The sequence below is a fragment of the Sorangiineae bacterium MSr12523 genome (assembly GCA_037157775.1).
Taxonomy (GTDB): domain Bacteria; phylum Myxococcota_A; class Polyangia; order Polyangiales; family Polyangiaceae; genus Pendulispora; species Pendulispora brunnea.
In genome coordinates, this window is record CP089982.1 from 11433536 (window position 1) to 11456820 (window position 23285).

A 23285-nucleotide genomic window follows, 5' to 3' on the forward strand; every position below is an offset into this window, starting at 1 on the left:
TTTCCACGTTACCTCCATTCCCCGTGCCCGTGCCCGTGCCCGTGCCCGTCGTTACTTGAGCCGAATCCGATCCACCGAAGCCCACGCCGACATGTCCGATAAAATCACTTGATCGCCGTCGCGAAGGCCGCTCACGACCTCGACGGTCTTCACCGACGAGCGACCGAGCTGCACGGGCACCCGCACCGCCTCTTCGCCGACGACCTTGAAGGCCGTCACGCTGCCGGCGGGCGTCGCCATCGGCGGGCGCCCCACATAGAGAACGTTGTCGAGCCGCTCGATTTCGATGCGCCCGTCCACGCTCAAGTCGGGGCGCGCGCCCTGCGGCAGGGGGACGTCGAAGGCGACGTCGATCTTCACGGTGCCGTTTTGAACGGCGCCATCCATGCGGATCACGCGGCCTTGGACCAGGCCATTGCGCGTGTCCACGGTGACGGATTGGCCGATTTGCACGTCCTTGGCCTGCGTCTCGGCCACGCGTAGCTCGGCCTTCAGCTTTTCCGGCTGGGCGACCTTACCGAGCACCACCCCTTGCGTCACCCATTGGCCGACCTGCACGGGCACGTCGGCGAGCACGCCCGCCACCCCCGCGCGCACATGCAGCTCGTCGAGCTGCCGGCGACGAAATTCCGCGATCGACCCGAGCCGCTCCACCTGCGCACGCTGCGAGGCGAGTTGCGCGCTCGCTTCTTTTTCCAGTGACCCAAGGCGCTTCGTCTCGAGCTGCACGCGCCCGTCGAGCGCCTCCGCCCGGCCCTGCGATTGCGCCATTTCCAGCTTCGAGAGAAAGCCGCGCCGGGAAAGCTCGCCGTCGGCCTCCGCGCGGCGCGCGCTCTCCACCGCATCGGCGGAGAGGCCCACGACCTGCGCCTCCTGGGCCAAATGCTGATTGCGCAGCCGCGCCTCCAAGTTCACGAGCTCCGCCTCCGCGGCGGTCTTTTGCCGATCGGCCTCCAGCGACTGCAGCACCAGGTCCGGATTGTCGAGCACCACCACCACCGTGTCGGGCTGCACGACCGCACCGGAGCGCGCCCGCACCTCCGCCACGCGCGCGGGCGTCGTCACCGTGAGCCAGCGGATTTGCTCGGGCACCAGGCTTCCCACGCCTTGCACCTCGCGCAGCATCGCCCCGTGCTTCACCGTATCGATCCACACGGTAGCGCGATCCACCGTGGGAAGGGCGCTGCGCGTGCGCGCCAAGGCCACCGTCACCACCGCCACGATGGCTACGGTGATGCCCACCGCGAGCTTCACCTTTTTCTTTTTCGGCTTTTGCCTGGGAACGTCGTTGCTCATGGTGTGCCCTTCAGCGCAATTCCGTGGCGCGCAAGAATGTCCGTGGTGAGCGCATCGAGCGTGGCCGCCGCTTTGGCGTTCTCCACCTCGGCGCGCAAAAGCCGCAGCCGCACGTCGGTCGCCGATTGCTGACGGCGCAGCACATCGAAGTTCGTCGACCGATTCGCCTGAAAGCGCGCGCGCTCCGCCGACAAATCGAGATCCGCGACCTCCACGGCGTGCACCAGCACCGCCACGCGCCGCTGCGTGCTGTCCAATGCGGCGAGAGCACCCGCGACATCGTTTGCCACGCGCGTTCGCGCGTCCTCCTCGGCCAGGCGCGCCTTGCGGGCTCGCTCGATGGCGGCATCGCGCTGGCCGCGTTGGGTGCGCCGCTCGATGGGCTCTTGGAAGACGAAGCCCGCCTGCACGGTGTAGCCGCCAAAGCTCCCCAGGTTCGACAGCGCCTGCTGCGGATCGGCGGCCATGCCCAGCGCGCCCCCCGAGGCGTACACGTCGAACTGCGGCAAGAGCGCGCTCTCGGCGACGTCGATGTCGATGCCCGCCGCCATCGCCTGCGCGTGCAGCGCGCGGATCTCCGCGTTGCGTGCGAGCGCCCGCCCGAGCACGTCGCCGCGCGCCGCCGCGAGCACCTCGGGCTTCTCCGCCGCGGAGAACGACGCAGGCGCCTCCTGCCCGAGCAACCGACCCAGGTTCGCACTTCGCTGCGTGAGCTCGCGTTGTGCGTCGATGAGTTCCTCCTCGCGGACGGCCACGCTCACCTCCACCTCGGCGGAGCCCGACGGCGATTGCTTGCCCACGTCGATCTGCGCCATCACGGCACGAAGCTGCTCGCGCGTCGCCTCCAGGGCCTCGCGCCGGAGCTCCACCGCGCCCGTCGCATAGGCGAGCTCCCAATACGCGTGCGCCACGTCGCGCACCAGGCCCGACGCCTCCGCGACCAAGGTGCGCGAGGCCACGCTGTGATCCGCGTCGGCGAGGCGGGCCTTCGCACGCGCCACGTCGTACCCACGCCCGCGGAGCAGTGGCTGCGTCAAAGCCAATTGCACGCTGGGCATGTACGCCTCGGAGAGAACCAGGTTCGCATCCGACGGCGCGAAACCCGAGACGGCCCGCCGCACGTACGGGGCATCGAGCTTGAGCGCCACGCTTCCACCCGTGGAAAACGGCCGCGTGAGCGATGCCGCCAGGCCGATGCGATCGTAGGGCGTGAAGGGAACCGTCTGCGCCTCCACGTTGTCCGCGCGGGTGCGGGTCCAACTCCCCGAGCCATCGACGAAAAAGTCATCGAGCCCCTTGGCCTCGAGCACCCGCGCATTTGCAATGGCCACATCGGCAAAGCGCCCCGCGAGCCGTGGATTGTGCGCCACCGCCGTGCGCAGCGCGTCGGCCAGGGTCACCTCCTGTCGCGTTTGCGCTTGCGCCGTCGCCCCGGATAGGCAGACGACACAGGAAACCAACGCCACGAGCTTATTCATGGCGCATCGCCTCCATCGGATGGATCAACGTCGCACGGCGCGCGGGAACGTAGCTCGCCAGTGCGGCCACGCATCCCGTGAGCACGACGACGAGCACGTACGTCGCGGGATCGAGCGCACCGATGTCGAAGAACATGTCCGCTACCCAATGGTCCAACGCCACGGTCATGATGCCGGCCACCACCAGGCCAATCCCCATGCCCACCGCCGCGAGCCGCAAGCCTTCGAGCACGAGCATGCGCTGCAACCGCCCCGCGTCCGCACCCATGGCCATTCGAATCGATAGCTCCTTGGTGCGCTGCTCGACGGCGTAGGACATGACGCCGTAGATGCCAATCGCCGCCATCAAGAGCGCCACCCCGGCGAAAAACGCTAGGAGCGTCGCCACGAACCGCGGTTTGGCAATGGCCTCGTACACCGTCGAATCCATCGTTTGCAGCCGCGCAATCGGCAGTCCGCTGTCGAGCGTTCCCACGAAAGCGCGCACGCTGTTGAAGAGCGCGCGGGGATCGCCCTCGGCGCGCAGGACCAGGTGCATGGTTCGCGGCGTGTGCATCACGCCGGGGAGCCTCGTGACCCACGTCGTCGTTTGCCGCAGCGGAATGTACACCTCGGTGCCCGCTTTGACGCCGACGCCCGCCTGCTTCGAGTCCGCCACGATGCCGACGATGGTCTGTTCGGGCTGCTCCGGTGCATCGGCATACTGCAGCTCGAGCTTCATGCGTTGGCCGATCGGATCCTGCCCGGGCCAGAACTTCGCGGCCATCGCCTCGTTGATCAGCACCACCTTGGGCGCACGTTCGTCGTCGGTGGGCAGGAACAGGCGCCCGCGCACGAGCGAAATGCCCATGGTGGCGAAGTAGTCATTCTCGGCCACCTGCCAGTAGTCGACGTTCCATTCCCATTCTCGGCTCGACACCCGTCCCACGATGTCGAAGCTGTTCGAATTGATGTGGCGGTTCGGCGGTAGCCCCTCCATGACTGTCGCCGCTTTGACGCCGGGCAAGCGCTGCGCACCTTCGTGCAGGCGCTTCCAGAACGCGTACACATCGTCCGACGTCGGGTACGACTTCTTCGGGAGTTGCAGCTGCAACGTCACCAGATTGCGCGGGTCGAAGCCCAGATCCGTCTTCTGCAGCTGAACGAAACTCCGGACCATGAGCCCCGCTCCCGTCACCAGCACCATGGCCAGCGCCACTTGGGCCAGAATGAGCACGCGACGGAAAAGCCGTTTCCTATGTCCGCTGGTGCTGGTTCGCTGGCCGGCTGCACGCAAGGTTCCCGCCAGATCGCCGCGCGCGTGGAGGATGGGCGTGAGCCCGAACACGAGGCTCGTCCCCACCGAGACGAGGACGGCATAGGCGAGAACCGTCGCGTCCAGCCGAATTTCTCCCGCGCGCGGCACCGCATCGGGAAGCAAGGCGACGGCCGCATCGAGACCCCACATGGCGCAAAGGATCCCGAGAATCGCGCCGGCGAGGCCGAGCACCATGCTCTCGGTCAGAAACTGACGCGCCATCCGCGAGCGGCTCGCGCCCAAGGCCACCCGCACCGCAATCTCCGAGCTGCGCGCCTCGGCGCGCGCCAAGAGCAGGTTCGAAATGTTCGCGCACGCGATGAGCAACACGAAGATGACCGCCGCCTGCAAGATGAGAAGCGGGAAACGCGATGCGCTGACCACGTCGTCCTGAAGCGGGCGATACACGACGGGGTGCTTCGGCGTGCCAAGTCGATGCACGCCCTCGGGGAGCGACGCCGCCCACGCCGGCATCAAGGTCGCAAGCTCGGCCTGCGCCGCCTCGAGCCCGACACCGCGCCGCAGACGGCCGAGGACCCTGAACCAGTGATTGCCACGGGCCAGCTTCGATTTGTCCATGCCCAGCGGCATCCAGATCTGCACGCGCTCCGGGAACTCGAAACCGCGGGGCATGACGCCCACCACCGTGGCCGGGATGGCGTCGACCTTCACGGTGCGCCCGATGATGTTTCGGTCGCCACCAAAGGCACTCATGAAGATGCCGTATCCGAGAACGACCGCCCGCGTTCCGCCGACACCGAAGTCGGCCACGCTGGAATCGCCAGGAATGTCTTCACTCGCATCATAGAAGCGGCCGAGCATCGGCGGCACGCCCAGGGTCGGCAGCAAGCTCGCCGTGGTGTACGCGGCATTGACCACGACCGGCTTGTCGCCCCCCGTCAAATTCGCATCCTCTTCCATCCACGCGCCCATCGATTCCATCGATTGGACATCGCGCGAGATATCGAAGTACTCGGGGCCGGAGAAGTTCCAATACCCTTCGAACTGCCCCGGGTAGGTCACATTGATTCGAACCAACCTTTCCGCCTCGGGAAAGGGCAGCGGGCGAATCAAAATGGCATTCACGATGCTGAACACCACCGTATTGGCCGCCACGGCGAGGGCCAATGTCACAATCGCCACCGCGGTAAAGCCGATGTTCTTGATCAAGAGCCTAATGGCAAATCGGATATCTTGAAGCATCGGATGCGTCCTTATTCGCCGCGCATCGCGGTCATGGGGTGAATGAGCGTCGCCCTCCGCGCGGGGATGTAGCTTGCCAGCGCCGCCACACCGCCGGTCACCGCGATGACGAGGACATACGTCACCGGGTCGAGGCCGGGCACGTCGAACGACTCTTTCACCGCCCAGTGGCTGAGGGTGAACATCGCTGCGCCGGCCATCGCCAGGCCCACGCCGATGCCGACCACGGCAAGGCGCAGTCCCTCGAGCACGAGCATCCGCTGCAGGCGCGCGGCATCCGCGCCGAGGGCCATCCGGATGGATAGCTCTTTGGTGCGCTGCTCGACGGCGTAGGACATGACGCCGTAGATGCCGACGGCCGCCATCAAGAGCGCCACGGCGGCGAAACAACCGAGGAGCGTGGTCACGAAGCGCGGCTTGGAAATCGCCTCGTAGACGGTACGGTCCATCGTTTCCATGCGCACGATGGCGAGGTTCTCGTCGAGCGAGGCCACGTGGGCGCGCAAGGTGGAAAACATGGCGCGCGGATCGCCATCCACGCGCACCATGAGGTGCATGGATCGGGGCATGAACGACTCCCCATTCGGTGCCGCGTTGTGGATTTGCGCAATCTGCCGAACGGGTATGTACACCTCGGTCCCCACCGGAGCCTCGAGCCCACCCTGCTTCGCATCCGCGACGACGCCGATGATGGTCTGCTCGACCGGGGACTCTCCGACCGGAGCGACGTTGTAGAGTTGAATGCGCTTTCCAAGCGCGTCTTGGCCAGGGAAAAGCGTCCGCGCCAGCGTTTCGTTGACCACCACGACGCCAGCCTTGTCCTCGTCGTCCGTCGGATCGAAAAGCCGTCCACGAAGGAGCGGAATCCCCAGGGTCTCGAAGTAGCCCTCGCTCGCGATTTGCCAATAATCGATGTGCCATCGGAAGGCGTCGTTGGCTGGCAGCCCCACGATGTGAACGCTGTTCCAGTTCAAGCGCCGCTTCGGTGGGAGGCCGCTCATCAAACTGGCCGCCTTCACGCCAGGCAGGGTCGAGGCGCCGTCGCGAAAGCGCTTCCAAAAGGACAGCATGGCCGCATCGTTCGGATACGATTTCGCCGGAAGCTGCACCTCCACGCTCACCAATCCCCGCGGGTCGAACCCCAGTTCCGTCTTTTGCAAGCGCACGAAGCTACGGATCGTGAGGCCCGCCCCCGTCACCAGCATGATGGCCAATGCCACCTGGGCCAGAATGAGCATGCGCCGAAAAAGCTGCTTGTTCGCGGCCGACGTCGTTCGCTGTCCCGCCGCACGCAAGGTGCCTGCAAGACCGCCATGGGTGTGCACGATGGGTGCGAGGCCGAACACGAAGCTCGCCCCCAGAGCCACGACCACGGCGAACGCCAGCACCGACGTGTCGAGCTGGATCTCCCGCGCGCGCGGGACGCCCTCGGGCAGGAGCATCATCACCGCATCGAGGCCCCACATGGCGAGGACGATGCCCAGCCCCGCCCCCAACGTACCTAGCACGAGGCTCTCCGTCAGAAATTGCCGCGCCATCCGTCCCTGCGTGGCCCCGAGTGCAGCGCGCACGGCGATCTCTCCGCTGCGCGCCTCGGCCCGCGCAAGGAGCAGGTTGGAAATGTTGGCGCACGCGATGAGCAGCACGAAGACGACCGCCGCCTGCAACGTCAACAGCGCTGCACGCACGGGACGGACGAGCTCCTCTTGGAGCATCTGGTACGCGATCGCATGCTTGATCGGGTCGATCACGTCCTCCTTGACGTGCTGGCCGGCCCACATTTGCATGAGCGGACGAAGCTCGTCGCGCGCGGCCTCGAGACCGGTGCCGGGTTTCAGCCGTCCGACGACGTTCAGCCAATGCGAGCCGCGCGTCGATTTCGAAAGATCGATGCGGAGCGGTGCCCACAATTGAGCATGCTCGGGGAACTCGAAACCGCGCGGCATCACGCCGACCACCGTGACCGGCGTCGCGTTGTACTGCACCGTGCGGCCCACCACGCTGGCATCGCCGCCGAAAACGGTGGCAAAGATGTCGTACCCCAGCACGATCGCGCGCACGTCGCCGGGCCGGTCCTCGCTCTCGTCGAAGAACCGCCCCAACATGGGCGGCACCCCCAGGGTGGGAAGGAAGCTCGCGCTCACCGTCGCGGCATGCACCGCCACGGGCTGCTCGGTCCCCGTCAGGTTCGCATCCTCGTCGTCGTAGGCGCCGATCGATTGAAACGCGTGCGCCTCCGCAGCCAGCTCCGTGTACTCGTGGGCGGAGAACGGCCAGTATGTATCGGAGGCCTGCTCGACGTACTGCGTGCTGGTGCGCACCAGGCGCTCGGGCTCCGGAAAGGGCAGCGGCCGAATCAGGATCGCATGGACGATGCTGAACACGACGGCGTTGGCCGCCACCGCGAGCCCCAGCGTCGTGATGGCCACGAGGGTAAAGCCCAGGTTCTTCGCAAGGAGCCGCAGCGCAAATCGGATGTCCTGAAGCATGCGGGCTCAAGCCTAAGCAAGAGCCAGGCCGCGAACTATCTATTCGAAATAACTCGCCTATCGGCTTTCGAGGCGTGTCCGTTTTTGGGACGCCATCCCATGTTCGAAACTGGGATTCACCGCTGCGTCACCAGATCTGCCCCGTAGAAGTCGCCGTGGCCCGGGGTGTCGACGGTGAAGCCGCCCAGCTCCTGAATGGCCACCTCCACATCGTCCACCGCGTAGCCATTCACATGGCCGCCGGCCTTCTTGTCGTCGCTCAAGTAGTGGAAGTGGTAGCCGACGCGGTCGAAACGGCGCATGTACTCGGGGCACCGAAAGCCCACCAAGGTTCCGTCTGTGGCCTTGTAGCTACGCCATTGGTATTCGCGCAGCACGTCCTCGAGCGGCCGGTACGGCTTTTCCTGCGGCTCGCCGTTGCCCGCCTCGACGTGGACGAAGCGCCCGCGAATGCGCACCGCGTAGATGCGATGGTCTGGATCGAGCTCGGCATCGAGCTTCTTCTCGAGCTCCTGCTGCGTGATGGGCCCGCGAATGCGCAACGTCCGCTCGGGCCGGAAGAACGTCATCACCGCGTACGGCGTCGTATCGTTCGGGCCGAGCTCCTGCATCGTCCCGTCCGCCCGCGACCGCCAAAAGGTGCCGCCCAACGCAACGAGCTCGCCATCATTTTCATGGGTGGCGCCTAGGCCAAAATCGCCGTTCGCGCGAAGCCGTTCCATGGGGATCACCCCCTCGTAAACCCCGGCCTGGTACGGCGTGCGAAACGACGCGTGGTAGAGCACCGCTTTCTTCCCAGGCGAAGCGATGGCGCCCATCGCACACACCCCGAGGGCCATCAGCGGCACGACCGTGAAGAGCAATCCGTTGGTCATGTCTAGGAGGTAGTGCCGGCACACACTTTCGAAAATTGAAACATTTGCGAGCTACACATTCGAATCCATAATGTATCGACATGTTTCCGACGTACGACAGCGAACTCCTGCGCAGCCTCGTGGCCATCGCCGATGCCGGCAACTTCGCCAAGGCTGCCGCGCGCCTGGGCATCACCCAATCGACCATCAGCCAGCAGATGAAGCGGCTCGAAGAGCAGGTGGATCAGCCGCTCTTCTCCGCCTCGGGTCGCTGCCGCGTGCTCACCGAATCGGGCGAGCTGCTCCTGGGCTACGCGCGCAAAATCCTCGCGCTCAACGAGTCGGCCCATATTGCCATGCAGCACGGTGTGCTCGGCGGCGTGGTGCGGGTGGGCGTCGTTCAGGACTTCGCCGACACACGCTTCCCGCACGCACTGCGCAGCTTCGCGCGGCGGCATCCTTCGGTGCGGGTCGAGGCGCGCGTGGCCGCCAGCCGCGACCTTTCCGGCATGATCGATGACGGCCTGCTCGACCTCGCCTTGGTGTTCGACGAGCCGAAAACAAGGCCCGGCACAGTCGTCCGCCGGGTCGACCTGGTGTGGCTTGCCGCACGCGAATTCGTTCCGCCCACCGCCGGCGAACCGTGGCCGCTCATCCTGTTCGAGGGCTCGTGCACCTTCCGCGACCGCGCCATCGAAGCGCTCGACGAGCGGCACATTCCATGGCGCGTCGTCTACACGTGCCCCGGTCTCTCCGGCTTGCACGCCGCGGCGCGCGCAGGGCTCGGCGTCTCCGTGCGCATCGAGGACGACGGCCGAGAGGGGCTGCGCATCCTCGGCAAGCGCGAAGGGCTCCCCACGTTGGGCAGCGCCTGCCTCAAGCTCATCACGGCCACGGAAACGCTTCCAGCGGTCGCCGAAGAACTCGCTGACTCCCTCCGCGCCGCGTGTGCGCTTTCCGGCGGTCGAATGAGGCCAACGGGAACATGGCTTGACCTCTGAAAAACTCCATCATAAGAGACATCATGTTCATTTTAATGAACATTGAATGGAGACGGAGTCGATGGAGGCAAACGTCACGCACGCCGACATCGTGGTGGTCGGAGGAGGCAGCGCAGGCTGCACGGCGGCCATTCACGCGCAACAGCGGCTCCCCCGCGGCCGCGTCGTCCTTCTGGAAAAAGCGCACATCAAGCGAAGCGGTGCCATTGCCATTGGCATGGATGGCCTGAACAACGCCATCATCCCTGGTTTTGCGACGCCCGAGCAGTACGTCAAAGAGATCACGATGGCCAACGACGGCATCGTGAACCAGAGGGCCATTCTCGAATACGCCGTCAACAGCTACCCCATGATCGAGCAGCTCGACAAATGGGGGGTCAAATTCCAAAAGACCGAATCCGGCGCATTCGACGTCAAAAAAGTGCACCACAAAGGCGCCTACGTGCTCCCCATGCCCGAGGGCTACGATCTGAAAAAGATCCTCACCCGTGTGGTCATGCGCAGTGGGGTCAAAATCATCAATCGCATGATGGCCACCCGCCTTTTGACCGACGGAGGCCGCATCGCCGGGGTCATGGGCTTCGACGTGCGCGATGGCCGCTTCGAAATCATCGTGGCCAAGGCCGTCATCCTCTGCTGCGGCGCCTCGGGCCGCCTGGGCCTACCCGCATCGGGGTATTTGTACGGCACCTACGAAAATCCATCCAACGCCGGCGATGGATATTCCCTCGCCTACCACGCGGGCGCCGAGTTGACGGGCATCGAGTGCTTCCAGATCAACCCGCTCATCAAAGACTACAATGGCCCTGCGTGCGCCTACGTCACGGGCCCACTCGGTGGCCACACGGTCAATGCCAAAGGGCATCGATTCATCCAGAGCGACTATTGGAGCGGGCAAATGATGATGGAGTTCTACAAGGAGCTCCACTCCGAGAACGGCCCGGTCTACCTCAAATTGGATCACCTCGCCCCGGAGACGCTGACCGAAATCGAACAAGTGCTCCACCGCACCGAGCGCCCGAGCCGCGGACGCTTCCACGCGGGCCGCGGGCACACGTACGGGGAAGACCTGGTGGAAATGCACATTTCCGAGATTGGACTGTGCAGCGGCCATAGCGCGTCGGGCGTCTGGGTCGACGAGCGCGGAGAGACCACGGTCGAGGGCCTTTACGCAGCCGGCGACATGGCCTGCGTGCCGCACAATTACCTCTTGGGCGCGATGACCTATGGGCGCATTTGCGCCGAACACGCACTCGAGCGCATCGCCGGGAGCGACGAACCGCGCATCGACGAAGAGGCGGTGGCCGCCGAGCGCACGCGCATCTTCGGGCCGCTCGAAAGGCCCAACGGCATCCCGCACCATCAATACGAGTACAAGGTGCGTCGCCTGGTGAACGACTACCTGCAGCCTCCGAAAACGGGGACGCGCATGGATCTGGGCCTCACCTATTTCCGCCGCGCCGAGGACGAACTCGGGGAGGTGGGCGCGACCAATCCGCACGAACTGATGCGCGTGGTCGAGTGCGGATTCATCCGCGATTGCGCGGAAATGGCCGCCGTCGCCTCGCTGCATCGAAAAGAGAGCCGCTGGGGCCTGTACCACCACCGGCTCGATTATCCGAAGCTCGACAACGAGCGCTGGTTCGTGCACGTGAATCTGCGCAAGGACGAGAACGGACGCGTGGCCGTCATCGAGCGGCCCGTCGCGCCGTACGTGGTGCCGATGAACGATGACGAATTGAAGGGCTACCACGGCCTTCGCATCCCCGCGCAGGAGAGCGCCTCGCCATGAGAAATCTCGACAACCGCGAGCAGGTGAAGTCGGAACAAGCGCGGCACGTCGGACGCGCGCAGACGTCCGTGCGACTCGACGTGCCCGTCGTGGTGGACCTCGGCAAGTGCATCAAAGGCTGCCGTATTTGCATCGATTCGTGCCCCGTCGATTGCCTCGCCGTCGACCCGAACACGGGCAAGGCGCACATGAAAAACGACGAGTGCTGGTACTGCCTGGCCTGCGAGATCGACTGCCCCAAGGACGCCATCACCGTCAAAATCCCGTTTCTCTTGCGTTAGGAGCACGCATCATGGCTGTGGAATTCGCGCCGTCTTTCTTGTCCCGATTGACGGATCCCGACGCGAGCATCCGCCAACTCGCGCTCATCGAGCTCGAATGGCTCTCGTCCTCCGACGCGGTGGCTGGTGAAGAGCTCTTCGAGGTCCTCGTGGCCAAGGTGCGCGATCCCGATCCCACCGTGCGCTCGCTTGCCGTGGCACGCCTGGAGGACTTGGGCGATGCGCGCGCGGTGCCTGCGTTGGTCAGCGCACTGGAGGACGAGGACGAAAAGGTGCGCGAGACCGCCCTCACCGCGCTGCGAGAATTTCGCACCGAGGCGGGGGCCGCGGCGCTGCTTCCGGGCATGGCCCACCCCAGTGCGCAGGTGCGCGAAGCCGTGATCATCGCGCTGCGCGAGCATCGGGATCCGCGCGCCGTCGAGCCTCTGCTGCGTGCCACGGCGGACGAGTCCCCGCGCGTGCGCCGCGAGGCCGTGGTGACCTTGGCGTACCTGCGCCGCCCGGAGTCCGTGTCCGCTCTGCGCGAGCGGCTGCGCGATCCCGAAGCGTCGGTGCGCAAAGTGGCCATCGGCGCGCTCGACTTTTTCAATTCGCCGGCGTTGGTGCCGGACTTCATCGAGGTCCTCCGCGACGACGATTGGCAAGTGCGCCGCGAGGCGGCCATCGTCCTGGGCCGATCCAAGGTCAGCCAGGGCATTCCGGCCTTGCTCGAGGCGCTGGAAGATCGCTATTGGCAGGTGCGCAAAGAGGCCATTTCGAGCCTGGGCAAACTCGGCGCCACGGCGGCCTCCGGCGCGCTGATCGCACTGCTCCACGACGACACACCCGACATTCGCAAGGCCGCCGCACAGGCCCTGGGCGAACTCCGGGCCCGCAGCGCCGCCCCCACGCTCACGCGCCTGGCCAACGACGCCGACGCCGAGGTGCGCAAGGCCGCGCGGCACGCGCTCGGGTTGCTTCTGGTCCTGGTGCTCTTCGTGCTTGGCGGCTGCAAACGCAGCGAGGGCGAAAAGCCGCAGGAGGTCATTCGCATTTCGTTCGGGGTCCAGGACAGCACCATCAGCTGCGCCACCGGAGGCATCCTCGTGCGCGAGCTTGGCCTATTGGACAAATACCTCCCCAAAACGGGCCGCTACGCGAATGCCAAGTACGAAGTAGAATGGAAGAGCTTCACCTCTGGACCGCCCATCACCACGGACATGGTCGCGGGCAAAATCGATATCGGACTGCTGGGCGATTTCCCATCCGTGGCCAATGCCGACGCCTTCCGCAAGCTGGGGAAGCACAGCTACTACACCGCCATCATCGCCGGCAGCGTGGATGGCAACGGCAATGCCGTTTTGGTGCCCTCCGACTCACCCGTGACCAGCTTGAGTGAGCTCAAAGGCAAGCAGATCTCCGTCCCCTTTGGCTCGTCGGCGCATGGCACCTTGGTGCGCGCCATCCGCGATCTGGGGTGGGATCCCGACAAAGACGTGACCTTGGTCTCGCAGGCCCCCGAGGTCGGCGGCACCGCCCTGCGCGGCCACAAAATCGACGCGCACGCGGATTTCGTGCCCTATGGCGAACTGTTTCAGTTCCGCAAATACGCCCGCAAGATCTACGAGGGCGGCACGGCCCACGTCCCCACGTCGGTCGGCGTGGTGGCGCGCGACGAGTTCGCCGATCGCTACCCCGAGGTGCTCGTGGGCTATTTGCGCGCGACCCTGGAGGCCGATCGCCTCTTCACCGAGGAACCCGAGAAGTACAGTGAGCTCGTTCAAAAGGTGTCGGGCGTCGATGCCGAAGTCGTTTACATGTTCCAAGGCCCGCTGGGCCTTCAGACCCGCGATTACACGCTGAAACCGGAATACCGCAAAGGCCTGGAAACCGCCGTTGCGACGCTGGCGCTGTTGAAGAAGGACTTGAACGTCGACGTGAACGCCTTCGTCGTCGACCGCTTCATCCGCCAGGCGGCCAAAGAGTCGGGGCTCGATTACGACGCCCGCATTCGCAATTACGCGCCGCTGCCCATCGCCGGTGTCGACATCACCGAGCCCAAGCTCGTCGCTCAGATCTGGGTCAAGGACGAGCCCAAGGTTCGGGCCTACGCGACCATCGGCGCGGCGCTCTCTGCGCTGGGCGAGCTCACGGCGGGGGGCAAATCCACGCGCGCCTTCTACGTGCACGACCGAAACACCGGCTCGAAGCTGTTCGCAGACTTCGCCTATTTCGTGCGCTCCGGAAGCGAGATTGCCGCCTTCCTCCTCAAGAAGGACGCCGAAACCTGGTCCCGCGGCCATGGCAACGCCCCCGTCGTCTCTTTCGACGGACTGCGCAAATCATGAACCGCCGCCACCTCGTCCGAGTCGCCTCCGTCCTCGCGGCCATCGTCCTATGGCAAATCGTCTCCTCGCGGCACGTGGACGCGCGCTTCATCAACTTCGGCAACGTGCCCGCCCCCACCGACGTGGCGCAGGCCACGTGGTCCTTCTTGCAATCGCCGAAGGTGCTCCATCACTTCAAAAATAGCATCCTGCGCGTCTTCAGCGGCTTTGGTGCGGCCACCATCCTCGGCATTGCGCTGGGCGTCGCCGTCGGCCGGTCCAAGCGCATCGAGGACATCGTCCTTCCCACCATCGAGACCTTGCGGCCCATTCCGGCCGTCGCCTGGATTCCGCTGGCCATTCTCATGTTCCCCACCACCGAGGGGAGTATCCTGTTCATCACCTTCATCGGCGCGCTCTTCCCCATCGTTTTGAACACGATCCACGGCATCGAAGCCCTCGATCCGCGCCTCATTCTCGCCTCGCGCAGCCTCGGCGCCAACACGTGGAGCGTCCTGCGCGAAATCATCCTTCCCGGCGCATTGCCCAGCATCGTCACCGGCCTGCGCCTCGGCATGGGTGCATCGTGGCTTTGCCTGGTCACCGCGGAGATGATCGCCGGCCAATACGGCATTGGGTATTACACCTGGGAGTCGTACAACCTGCAGCGCTACCCGGATATCGTCGTGGGAATGCTCTTCATCGGCGTCTTCGGCATGGTGAGCAGTGCGCTCATCAACCGACTCGGCATGTGGCTCATGCCTTGGTACCGCCCCAGCGAGGGAACGACATGAGCGAGGGCGCCCGCGTCCAATTTCGAAACGCCACCCTGGCCTTCGGCGACGGAGCACGCCGCATCGAGGCCGTGCACGACCTCACCTTGGACATCGCCCCAGGTGAGTTCTTTTGCATCGTCGGCCCATCGGGTTGCGGCAAGTCCACGTTGCTCAAGGCCATCGCCGGCTACCTCCGCCCGGAGCGCGGCGAGGTCCTCGTCGACGGCCGCGCCTCGAAGGAGCCCGGCCCCGACCGCGGCATGGTCTCGCAGCAGCACACCCTCTTTCCATGGCGCACGGCCCTCGACAACGTCGCCTTCGGGCCGAAAATGCGCGGAATCCCCGCCCCCGAGCGAAAAGACGCCGCCGCGCGTCTCCTCGGCGAAATGGGCCTTTCCGGCTTCGAGCGGAGCTACCCATCGCAGCTCTCCGGCGGCATGCAGCAGCGGGTGGAGATCGCGCGGGCCTTGATCAACGAGCCGAAAGTCCTTCTGCTCGACGAACCGTTCAGCGCCCTCGATGCCGAAACGAGGCGGGTGATGCAGGAGCTCGTGCTCTCCATCTGGCAGGCGCGCAAGCTCACCATCGTCTTCGTCACGCACGACATCGACGAGGCCATGTTCCTCGCCGACCGCATTCTCGTTCTGAGCCGCCGCCCCAGCGAGGTGCGGGCCGACCTCCCCGTCGCCTACGAGAGGCCGCGCACCCTCGACATCGCCGCCTCGGCGGACTTCGTGGCCATCAAACGCCGCTGCCTGGAGCTCGTCCGGGAGGGTTCGAGTGGAGGAAAATTCGCCTTAGGTTAGAAGAGTAACGGCAATCCTTTAAATAGAATATTTCACCACAAGCGCCATATTGCGCCTAATCACATATGATTTCGAAGACTTCGAAGTGCGCTTCAGCACCAAACGTTGTCGGACCCACAACTCAGTTCAACGGTCCATGAAATCACATCTTGACGCACCGTAGAACCAAGTGCTACGCGCTAATCTTTCCTTAATGTTAACGTTTTGACGGTTCTTAGCGTTGCGTTGATGAGGGTGGAAGGCGGAGTTGTCATGACACGGGAGAAGGAGCCCGCGTCATGTAGCCGAAGCGAGTCATAGGAAGCCGGAAACAACCGACTCCTACCGACTCGATTCGGACGGCACCCCTGCGCCCTGAATCGGCAAAAAAAGAGTTTCTGATACGCATGCGCCATTGCGCGCACGTGCGGAAGGGGTGCTCCATTGAGTAGTCTCAACTTTCGTCGAATATTTCGTGGCGTAGGTCTTTTTGCCATCGTTGCCATAGCAACTGCTTGCCAGACGTCTGAAGGGCAAGACGAGGGGGGTAGCAAGCAACCCGCCGGGGGGCGGTCTGGGGAAGATATTCAAGCGGCCCTGGATTCCATTCCGAATACACAGGTTCAAAATGTCGACGCGACCGGAGTGCCCAGCATCATCACTGGCAACTTCGGGACCAAGCAAGGTAACGGCCTCACGGCGGCGGACATTCAGAATGTCGTCGCGGCGATTGCGCCGATCTTCCGCGCCAACGTCGACCAACTTGCTTTCAAGAACGCGCAGGTGGATGGCCTGGGCGACGAACACTTCCGCTTCACGCAGCAGAAGAACGGCCGCCCCGTTCTCGGCGGCGACTTGACGGTTCACGTCCGCAACGGCGTCGCCTACAGCGCGAACGGCACGGTCCGTGACGATCTCGATGCCCCCTCCACGGCGAAAATCTCTGCCGATCGCGCCATCGAAATCGCCAAGGCGCAGTACCCGACCATCACGGACGTTGCCGCCACCGCCAAGGAAGGGGACCTCGTCTACCTCCGCGGCGTGGACCGGCTCGACCTCGTCTACAACGTCACGGTGACCGGCACCAAGGCCGACCAGACGCCGATCAACGACTCGGTGTACGTCAACGCCTCCGACGGCCGCATTCTCCTCAGCGTTCCGCACGTCTACACCGCGAAGAACCGCGAGCTGCACGACGCCCAGAACACGCAGACCCTGCCCGGCGCCCTCGTTCGCGTCGAGGGTGGCGATCCCCACTCCGACGTCGTCGTGAACAACAACTACGACCGCCTCGGCACCACCTGGGACGCGTACAAAGAACTCTTCAACCGCGACTCGTTCGACAACAACGGCGCGAAACTCCTCAGCACCGTCCACTACGGTGTCCAGTACGTCAACGCGTTCTGGAACAGCACGCAGATGGTCTACGGCGACGGCGACGGCGTGAACGCCTCGAACCTCGCCAACTCGCTCGACGTCACGGCGCACGAGCTCACCCACGCGGTCACCGAGAAGACCTCGAACCTCATCTACTCGGGTGAGTCGGGCGGCTTGAACGAGTCGATGTCCGACATCTTCGGAAACGTCGTCGAGTGGTACCGCGACGGCAAGGTCGTCAGCGCCAACACGTGGCTCGTGGGCGAGGACATCTGGACGCCGAACATCCCGAATGACGCCCTCCGCTACATGAACGATCCGGCCAAGGACGGCGACTCGCTCGACTGGTACCCGGATTACACGAGCGGTGTCGACGTTCACTACAGCTCGGGCATCTCGAACCTCGCGTTCTACCTGCTCTCCGTGGGCGGCAAGCACCCGCGCAACAAGTCGCAGCTCGTCGTCACGGGCATCGGCGTCGAGAAGGCCGCGCAGGTCTTCTACCGCGCCAACACGACGCTCTTCCAGCCCTCGACGAACTTCGAGCAGGCGAAGGCGCTGACCGTGCAGGCCGCGACGGAACTCGGCTACTCCACCGACGAAGTCGCCGCTGTCGACAACGCGTGGAAGGCCGTCGGCGTGGGCATCCCGGAGGAGGAGCCGCCGTCGACGCTGCTCACCAACGGCGTGCCGGTGACGAACATCAGCGGCGCCTCGCAGTCCAAGCTCTACTACCGCCTCGAAGTGCCGGCGGGTCAGAACTTGACCATCTCGATCAGCTCACCGCCCAACTCGGGTGATGCGGACCTCTACACGAAATTCGGCATCTGGCCGAAGTCGAACCGCTACGATTGCCGTCCGTACAAGACCGGCAACAACGAGGAATGCAAGGTCGAGGGCACGCAAGGTGGCGTGTACTGGATCATGCTGCACGGCTACTCCGCGTACTCCGCGGTCACCCTCACCGCGAAGTACGAGGCGCCGCCGCCTCCAGGCCGCCTCGTGATCAACGAGGTCGAGTACGACGAGGTTGGCTCGACGGATCGCCAGGAATTCATCGAGATCCTCAACGTGGGTGGCCTCCCGGTCAACCTCGCGGATCACAAGCTCTATCTCGTCGATGGTGAGGGCAGCACGGGCGACACCCTCTACTCGATCGTCGACCTCTCGACGGCGGGCACGCTCAACCCGGGCCAGTACCTCGTCGTGGGCGACGCCGACGTCGCCGTCCCCGCCGGCGTGAAGAAGATCACCTTCCACGGCTTGTACAATCAGATCGAGAACGGCAATCCCGACGGCGTTGCCATCGCCACGTCCACGACGCTGGTCGATGCGCTCTCCTACGGTGGCCTCATCACCACGGCGCCGCTCCCCGGCGTGGGCAACGTGAGCCTCGTCGAAGGCGCGCGCACCACGGCGAAGGATAGCAACACGGTGGCTCGCTCCCTGAGCCGCCTCCCCAACGGCACCGACACGAACAACGCCGCCTCCGACTGGAAAGCGACGCCGAACGTCACGCCGGGCGCTGCGAACAACTAGTTCCCACTAGTCAACGCACGCCGAAACAAACCGGAAACGGAGAAACTCCCTTTCATGACGCCCTGCGGCGCTGAAAGGGAGTTTTCTTTTAATGAGGGAATTCCGTCCTCGCAGGTATTTCGATGTCGGATTCAAAGAATGTTGCACCCACAAGCGATCGATTCGTCGGACGAATAGATGAATTGTACGCTTCATCATTTCAGAACTTGACCGACACGAAATGCACTGTTACGCCCGCTATTCCTTAACGCTTCTTCAAGCAACTTCTTGTGATTCGCGTTGCGTATCGGCGCTGGTGAAGGGGAAGAGCGGTAAATGTCCGACAGGGAGAGGGTAGATAACCCCCCAGTCAAATTTCGTCCCTAGCCCACAGACGAAACTGACCTCCCGCTCGACTTTCATCCCGAGACACACATTGGACAGCGTGCAACCACCGGCACGCACAACCGGAACGGAAACGGAAGGGGTGCTCCATGCGTAGTCTCAAACTTGATCGTACGTTTCGTCTCATTGGTCTCTTCGGTGTCGTTGCCTTGGCAGCAGCTTGCTCGGCCTCGGACCGCAGCGATGAGGGGACGGAAGGTAGTGGGCAACAAGATAAGGGTGCAATTGGCCAAGAGATTCAGGCAGCCCTAGACGCGCTCCCCAGCGCGTCGGTCGCGGATAGAGGTCCTGGTGGAGTTCCGAACTTCATCACCGGCAATCTCGGCGCCGCGGTGTCGGGCAACGGAAACGCCGCCGACGTACAGAACGTCCTCTCGGCAGTGGCACCAGCTTTCCGCGCCAGCGCGGACCAACTCCGCCTCAGGACCGCAGTGACCGACATCCAGGGCGGGGTGCATTATCGCTTTACGCAATTCAAGAATGGGCGCGAAGTCATCGGCGGTGAACTGATCGTTCACACGAACAATGGTGTAGCGTATGCCGCCAATGGCAGTGCGCGCGCCGACCTTTCGGCACCGGCTGACGCGAAAATCTCCGCGCAGGCGGCGGTCGCGAAGGCCAGCGGCCTCGCAGCTTCTTACGTCAACAATCTGTCCGCAAGCGCCGCGCCGGAACTCTTCTACTACCGGCAGGACGACCGCCTCGATCTGGTTTACAAGACCCAGGTCAAAGGCACCGAGGCCAATGGCACGCCGATTGTCGACGACGTCTTCGTCAACGCGGTCGACGGCTCGGTGGTCGCGCGCCATCCGCGCATCCACACGGCCAAGAACCGCGAGGTCCACAATCTGAATCACGGCACCAGCCTCCCTGGCCCATTGGCGCGTGCAGAGGGCGGAGCGGCCAATTCCGATGCCGTCGTGAACAACAACTACGACCACCTCGGCACGGTCTACGACGTCTACAAGAACGACTTCGGTCGCGACTCGTTCGACGGAACGGGCGGCAAGCTGATTAGCTCCGTCCACTACAGCAACAACTACGTCAATGCGTTCTGGAACGGAACGCAGATGGTCTACGGCGACGGCGACGGTGTCCAGGCATCGAATCTCGCCAACTCGCTCGACGTCACCGGTCACGAGTTGACCCACGCCGTCACCGAGCGCACCTCCAACCTGACCTACTCGGGTCAGTCGGGCGGCTTGAACGAGGCGACGTCGGACATCTTCGGCGCCTACATCGAATGGGTCCGCGACGGCCGCGGCACGCCGAAGAACGAGACGACGTGGACCGTCGGCGACGACGTCTGGACGCCCAGCACGCCAGGCGATGGCCTCCGTTACATGTACGATCCGAAGAAGGACGGCAGCTCCATCGACTGGGCACCGGACTTCGCGAACCAGGACGTGCACTACACCTCGGGCGTCCCGAACCTCGCGTTCTTCCTCCTCTCGGTGGGCGGCAAGCACCCGCGCGACAAATCCACCGTCCAGGTCCCCGGCATTGGCATCGAGAAGGCCGCCAAAATCTTCTTCACGGCCAACACGACCATCTGGACGTCGAGCACCAACTACGCGGCGGCCAAGACAGGCACCGCGCAGGCCGCGCAGCAGCTGTATGGGGCAGGTTCGGCCGAGGTCGACGCCGTGAACAAGGCGTGGGAGGCCGTCGGCGTCGGCGCCACGACTCCTCCGCCAACCGCTACGGAGATCTTCAACAACACGCCGGTCTCGGGTATTAGCGGCGCAAGCAAGTCGTCCAAGCTTTACAAGATCACTGTCCCCTCCGGCAGAAGCTCGTTCAAGGTCACCACGACGGGTTCATCCAGTGGCTCCGGCGATGCGGATCTCTACGTGAAGTTTGGTGCAGCGCCCACGACCAGCAGCTACGACAAAGCCTCGGAGAGCTACACCCGCAACGAGAGCGTTAGCTTCAGTGGCAGCGCGGTCAAAGCGGGCACCTGGTACATTTTGGTCTACGGCTACAGCTCCTACTCGGGAGTCACGCTGACGGCCGCGTACTGATCGAGAGATAGGTCTCTCCGTCCAGCATACGACTGCGAAAACCCTCGGCAGCACCGCACGGTGCAGCCGGGGGTTTTTCGTTTAGACTAGCTGGGGTCCATGAGAGCAACCACGACAGTATTTTCGGCGATAACGGGACTCCTCCTATCGGTTGTCACACCGATCGCGTGCAGCTCACCCGACAACCCTTCCGTACCTAGCGACGCTGGAACGGACGTTGGTACCATTCCAGATCCCGACACGGTTGCTCCTCGGGTGCTCTTTCGTACACCTGACGACGGGGAATCGGACGTGTCCGCACGGGCTCCGATTCGTGTGACATTCTCCGAAGCGGTCAAATTTGGTACGAAGCCGGTCACACTGTCGGCAAATGGCGTGGAGATCCCGATCGCGTGCACGCTCTCGGCCGATGCAAAAGTGATGAGCATTTCGCCCACGTCCGAAATTCCGCTCCCCACCAAGCTGTCGGTAGACTTCGGCGATATCTCGGACTTGCGAGGCAATGCTCTGATTCGGCCGACGTGGAGTTGGAGCGTTCCTCAGTGGCTCCAATTCGGTAACTCGTTCCCGTCACAGGGTGGAGACAACATCAGACTGAGCGCAGGGCCGAGCGAGCAAGTCAACGTGACGGTACTCTACTCGAACGACAACGGACCCCTCCCATCGCAGGTATTCAGCATCGGCCAGCCCAGTGGATCATGGCAACGATTGCCCGGCTCGCCCGGCAGAACGACGCATACGCCTGCGGTCGTCGTCGATAAGGATGGCGCGCTCGTCGTTGCGACCGTCGACGAGAGTACATGGAATCTGGTTGTGCAACGATATCGTTCGCAGGAATGGGAGCAGATTGGCGGACCATTCCCGGTTGCCGCGACCGAGGGGTTCTCCCTTGCTGTCGACGCAGGTGGGATTTTATTTCTCGCCTACGATGCGCCCACCAGCAGCGATGGCTCGAACGTCGTCGTGAAAGCCCTCGCCCGTGGAGAGACAAACAATTGGACGCCGCTCCGCGCAAGCGTCAACGACATCTCCACGACGACGAGCGTACGTCTGGAATCCCTAGCCCTGGACTCTCGAGGAACACCTTATGTGGCGTACCGCGTTGAGCGAACGGAAAACGGCCGAACGACACTGGATGGATTCGTTCGCAGCTGGTCTGCAGGTCAATGGCGAGCCGTCGGCAACGCCCTAAACGCATCCGACGAAGAAGTCAGGTCAATTAAGGTCACCGCGGACGCAACGAACACGCCGTTCGTAGCGGTCCAATTGGACAACATCTTCTTGTCGCGAAGCCAACTGCTCATCCGTCGGTTCGATGGATCCGCATGGACCAATTGTGGCCCCGAGATTGGCGAACGAGGCAAATCTCTCCTCTTCTCCCCCATGCGCGGCGGCCACCTGTTCGCCTATATCGCTGTCGACGACGCGTTCCGCACGTTCGACGTAACCGCCACGGGCTGGACACAGCAGCCCTCACCATCTTTGATGCCCGATTTAGGCCCTGAGCCGAGCGCCGCCATTGATCCTGCTGGGATCCCAATCATTGGCTGGAATGACACCGCTTCGAACATACATGTCGTGCGATTGAATCGGTAACTTGGACGAGCTCTCCCCCGCGCATACGGCCGCGAGAAACCTGGCCGCACCACACGCCACAGCCAGGGATTTTCGTTCAAACTTGCCGGGCCAATGAGGGCAACGACAGATGCCCTTTTGGCATCAACCGCACTCCTGCTGATTCGGCCGCCGTGGAGTTGGAGCCTTCCACAGTGGCTCCCGATCGGCAGTGCCTTCCCCTCCGAAGACGGGAAGCAAGATGATGCTGGCCGCCTGCCCGGCGAACAAGTCAACGCGGCGCTCGCCTTCTCGAAACATCGCCCGGCGCCACGTCCTCCAGGCCCGCGGTCGTCGTCGATAAGGACGTGGTCCGGCGGCGAATGGCGAAAGCTGGGCAACAGCCTGAACGCGCCCGACGAGGAAGTCCGAGGGATTACACTCGCCACAGATGCAACGAACAATCCGTTCGTCACCACCATTCAAGTGAATAACCTCTACTTATCGCGAAGCCAGTTTCTCAGCCGTCGATTCGGAGGGTCCGCATGGACGAACTATGGCCCCGAGCTTGGCAAACAGGGCTTCCCTTTCCTGTTTGCCCCCATGCGCGGCGGTCATCTATTCGCTTATGTCGCCTTGGATGACGCTTTGCGCGCGTTGGATATCACGAGCGCCGGATGTTTTTTTCGCCTTCGCCCACGGTTACGTACGATCTCGTGAGCGCGACGATGGATCCTACGGGCGTTCCGATCATCGGCTGGCAAGACGAAGTTACGAAGTTGATGTCGTGCGATTGAATCAGTGAGTTGGTGTGGACGGCGTAGCAACTCGATGTCCCGCAGAGGTAGA

Annotated in this window: 15 protein-coding genes; 10 read left to right on the forward strand and 5 right to left on the reverse strand. The window is 63.9% G+C overall.

What is annotated here, in order from left to right:
• Nucleotides 1-51: 51 nt before the first annotated feature.
• The 5 genes from LZC95_45230 to budA form a co-directional block, all read right to left on the reverse strand.
• The gene (locus LZC95_45230) at nt 52-1296 is read right to left on the reverse strand and encodes an HlyD family efflux transporter periplasmic adaptor subunit (protein WXA93645.1); all 1245 of its coding nucleotides are present in this window, start codon (nt 1294-1296) and stop codon (nt 52-54) included.
• Nucleotides 1293-2774, reverse strand: a complete 1482-nt coding sequence (locus tag LZC95_45235; GenBank protein WXA93646.1) for a TolC family protein — start codon at nt 2772-2774, stop codon at nt 1293-1295. The genes LZC95_45230 and LZC95_45235 overlap by 4 nt, the downstream gene beginning before the upstream one ends.
• Nucleotides 2767-5274 carry an ABC transporter permease gene (locus LZC95_45240; GenBank protein ID WXA93647.1) on the reverse strand — a complete coding sequence of 836 codons (2508 nt, stop codon included), beginning with the start codon at nt 5272-5274 and terminating at the stop codon, nt 2767-2769. The genes LZC95_45235 and LZC95_45240 overlap by 8 nt, the downstream gene beginning before the upstream one ends.
• Nucleotides 5275-5285: 11 nt before the next feature.
• Complete coding sequence (locus LZC95_45245; GenBank protein ID WXA93648.1) at nt 5286-7763, reverse strand: ABC transporter permease; 2478 nt, start codon at nt 7761-7763, stop codon at nt 5286-5288.
• 116 nt (nt 7764-7879) lie between these two features.
• Nucleotides 7880-8638: an acetolactate decarboxylase gene (gene budA / locus LZC95_45250; protein WXA93649.1), complete on the reverse strand. Its 759-nt coding sequence runs from the start codon at nt 8636-8638 to the stop codon at nt 7880-7882.
• An 80-nt stretch (nt 8639-8718) separates the two neighbouring features.
• Here budA and LZC95_45255 point away from each other — a divergent pair, with 80 nt between their 5' ends.
• The 10 genes from LZC95_45255 to LZC95_45300 all read left to right on the forward strand — a co-directional run bounded on the left by LZC95_45255 (nt 8719) and on the right by LZC95_45300 (nt 23156).
• Nucleotides 8719-9618, forward strand: a complete 900-nt coding sequence (locus LZC95_45255) for a LysR substrate-binding domain-containing protein (protein WXA93650.1) — start codon at nt 8719-8721, stop codon at nt 9616-9618.
• Nucleotides 9619-9664: 46 nt separating this feature from the next.
• Entirely contained in the window at nt 9665-11410 is a 1746-nt protein-coding gene (locus LZC95_45260) for a fumarate reductase/succinate dehydrogenase flavoprotein subunit (GenBank protein ID WXA93651.1), read from the forward strand.
• On the forward strand, nt 11407-11691 hold the full coding sequence (locus LZC95_45265) for a ferredoxin family protein (GenBank protein ID WXA93652.1): 285 nt from the start codon (nt 11407-11409) through the stop codon (nt 11689-11691). The genes LZC95_45260 and LZC95_45265 overlap by 4 nt, the downstream gene beginning before the upstream one ends.
• 11 nt (nt 11692-11702) lie before the next feature.
• Nucleotides 11703-14018, forward strand: coding sequence for a HEAT repeat domain-containing protein (locus tag LZC95_45270; GenBank protein WXA93653.1), 2316 nt, complete (start codon nt 11703-11705; stop codon nt 14016-14018).
• Entirely contained in the window at nt 14015-14791 is a 777-nt protein-coding gene (locus LZC95_45275) for an ABC transporter permease (GenBank protein ID WXA93654.1), read from the forward strand. Before LZC95_45270 ends, LZC95_45275 begins: the two co-directional genes overlap by 4 nt.
• Nucleotides 14788-15579 carry an ABC transporter ATP-binding protein gene (locus tag LZC95_45280; protein WXA93655.1) on the forward strand — a complete coding sequence of 264 codons (792 nt, stop codon included), beginning with the start codon at nt 14788-14790 and terminating at the stop codon, nt 15577-15579. Before LZC95_45275 ends, LZC95_45280 begins: the two co-directional genes overlap by 4 nt.
• Before the next feature lie 624 nt (nt 15580-16203).
• Nucleotides 16204-18474: a M4 family metallopeptidase gene (locus LZC95_45285; GenBank protein WXA93656.1), complete on the forward strand. Its 2271-nt coding sequence runs from the start codon at nt 16204-16206 to the stop codon at nt 18472-18474.
• A 473-nt stretch (nt 18475-18947) separates the two neighbouring features.
• A complete protein-coding gene (locus tag LZC95_45290; protein ID WXA93657.1) occupies nt 18948-20882 on the forward strand; it encodes a M4 family metallopeptidase in 1935 nt (644 codons plus the stop codon).
• Nucleotides 20883-21173: 291 nt separating this feature from the next.
• Nucleotides 21174-22478, forward strand: coding sequence for an Ig-like domain-containing protein (locus LZC95_45295; protein WXA93658.1), 1305 nt, complete (start codon nt 21174-21176; stop codon nt 22476-22478).
• A 93-nt stretch (nt 22479-22571) separates the two neighbouring features.
• Nucleotides 22572-23156, forward strand: coding sequence for a hypothetical protein (locus LZC95_45300; GenBank protein ID WXA93659.1), 585 nt, complete (start codon nt 22572-22574; stop codon nt 23154-23156).
• Nucleotides 23157-23285: the final 129 nt, after the last annotated feature.

Bases quoted from the DNA above. Each gene is read 5' to 3' on its own strand.
- LZC95_45265 (WXA93652.1), top strand. From the start codon at position 11,407: ATGAGAAATCTCGACAACCGCGAGCAGGTGAAGTCGGAACAAGCGCGG.
- budA (WXA93649.1), bottom strand. From the start codon at position 8,638: ATGACCAACGGATTGCTCTTCACGGTCGTGCCGCTGATGGCCCTCGGG.
- LZC95_45275 (WXA93654.1), top strand. From the start codon at position 14,015: ATGAACCGCCGCCACCTCGTCCGAGTCGCCTCCGTCCTCGCGGCCATC.
- LZC95_45235 (WXA93646.1), bottom strand. From the start codon at position 2,774: ATGAATAAGCTCGTGGCGTTGGTTTCCTGTGTCGTCTGCCTATCCGGG.
- LZC95_45260 (WXA93651.1), top strand. From the start codon at position 9,665: ATGGAGACGGAGTCGATGGAGGCAAACGTCACGCACGCCGACATCGTG.
- LZC95_45300 (WXA93659.1), top strand. From the start codon at position 22,572: ATGAGGGCAACGACAGATGCCCTTTTGGCATCAACCGCACTCCTGCTG.
- LZC95_45240 (WXA93647.1), bottom strand. From the start codon at position 5,274: ATGCTTCAAGATATCCGATTTGCCATTAGGCTCTTGATCAAGAACATC.
- LZC95_45245 (WXA93648.1), bottom strand. From the start codon at position 7,763: ATGCTTCAGGACATCCGATTTGCGCTGCGGCTCCTTGCGAAGAACCTG.
- LZC95_45230 (WXA93645.1), bottom strand. From the start codon at position 1,296: ATGAGCAACGACGTTCCCAGGCAAAAGCCGAAAAAGAAAAAGGTGAAG.
- LZC95_45280 (WXA93655.1), top strand. From the start codon at position 14,788: ATGAGCGAGGGCGCCCGCGTCCAATTTCGAAACGCCACCCTGGCCTTC.
- LZC95_45255 (WXA93650.1), top strand. From the start codon at position 8,719: ATGTTTCCGACGTACGACAGCGAACTCCTGCGCAGCCTCGTGGCCATC.
- LZC95_45270 (WXA93653.1), top strand. From the start codon at position 11,703: ATGGCTGTGGAATTCGCGCCGTCTTTCTTGTCCCGATTGACGGATCCC.
- LZC95_45290 (WXA93657.1), top strand. From the start codon at position 18,948: ATGCGTAGTCTCAAACTTGATCGTACGTTTCGTCTCATTGGTCTCTTC.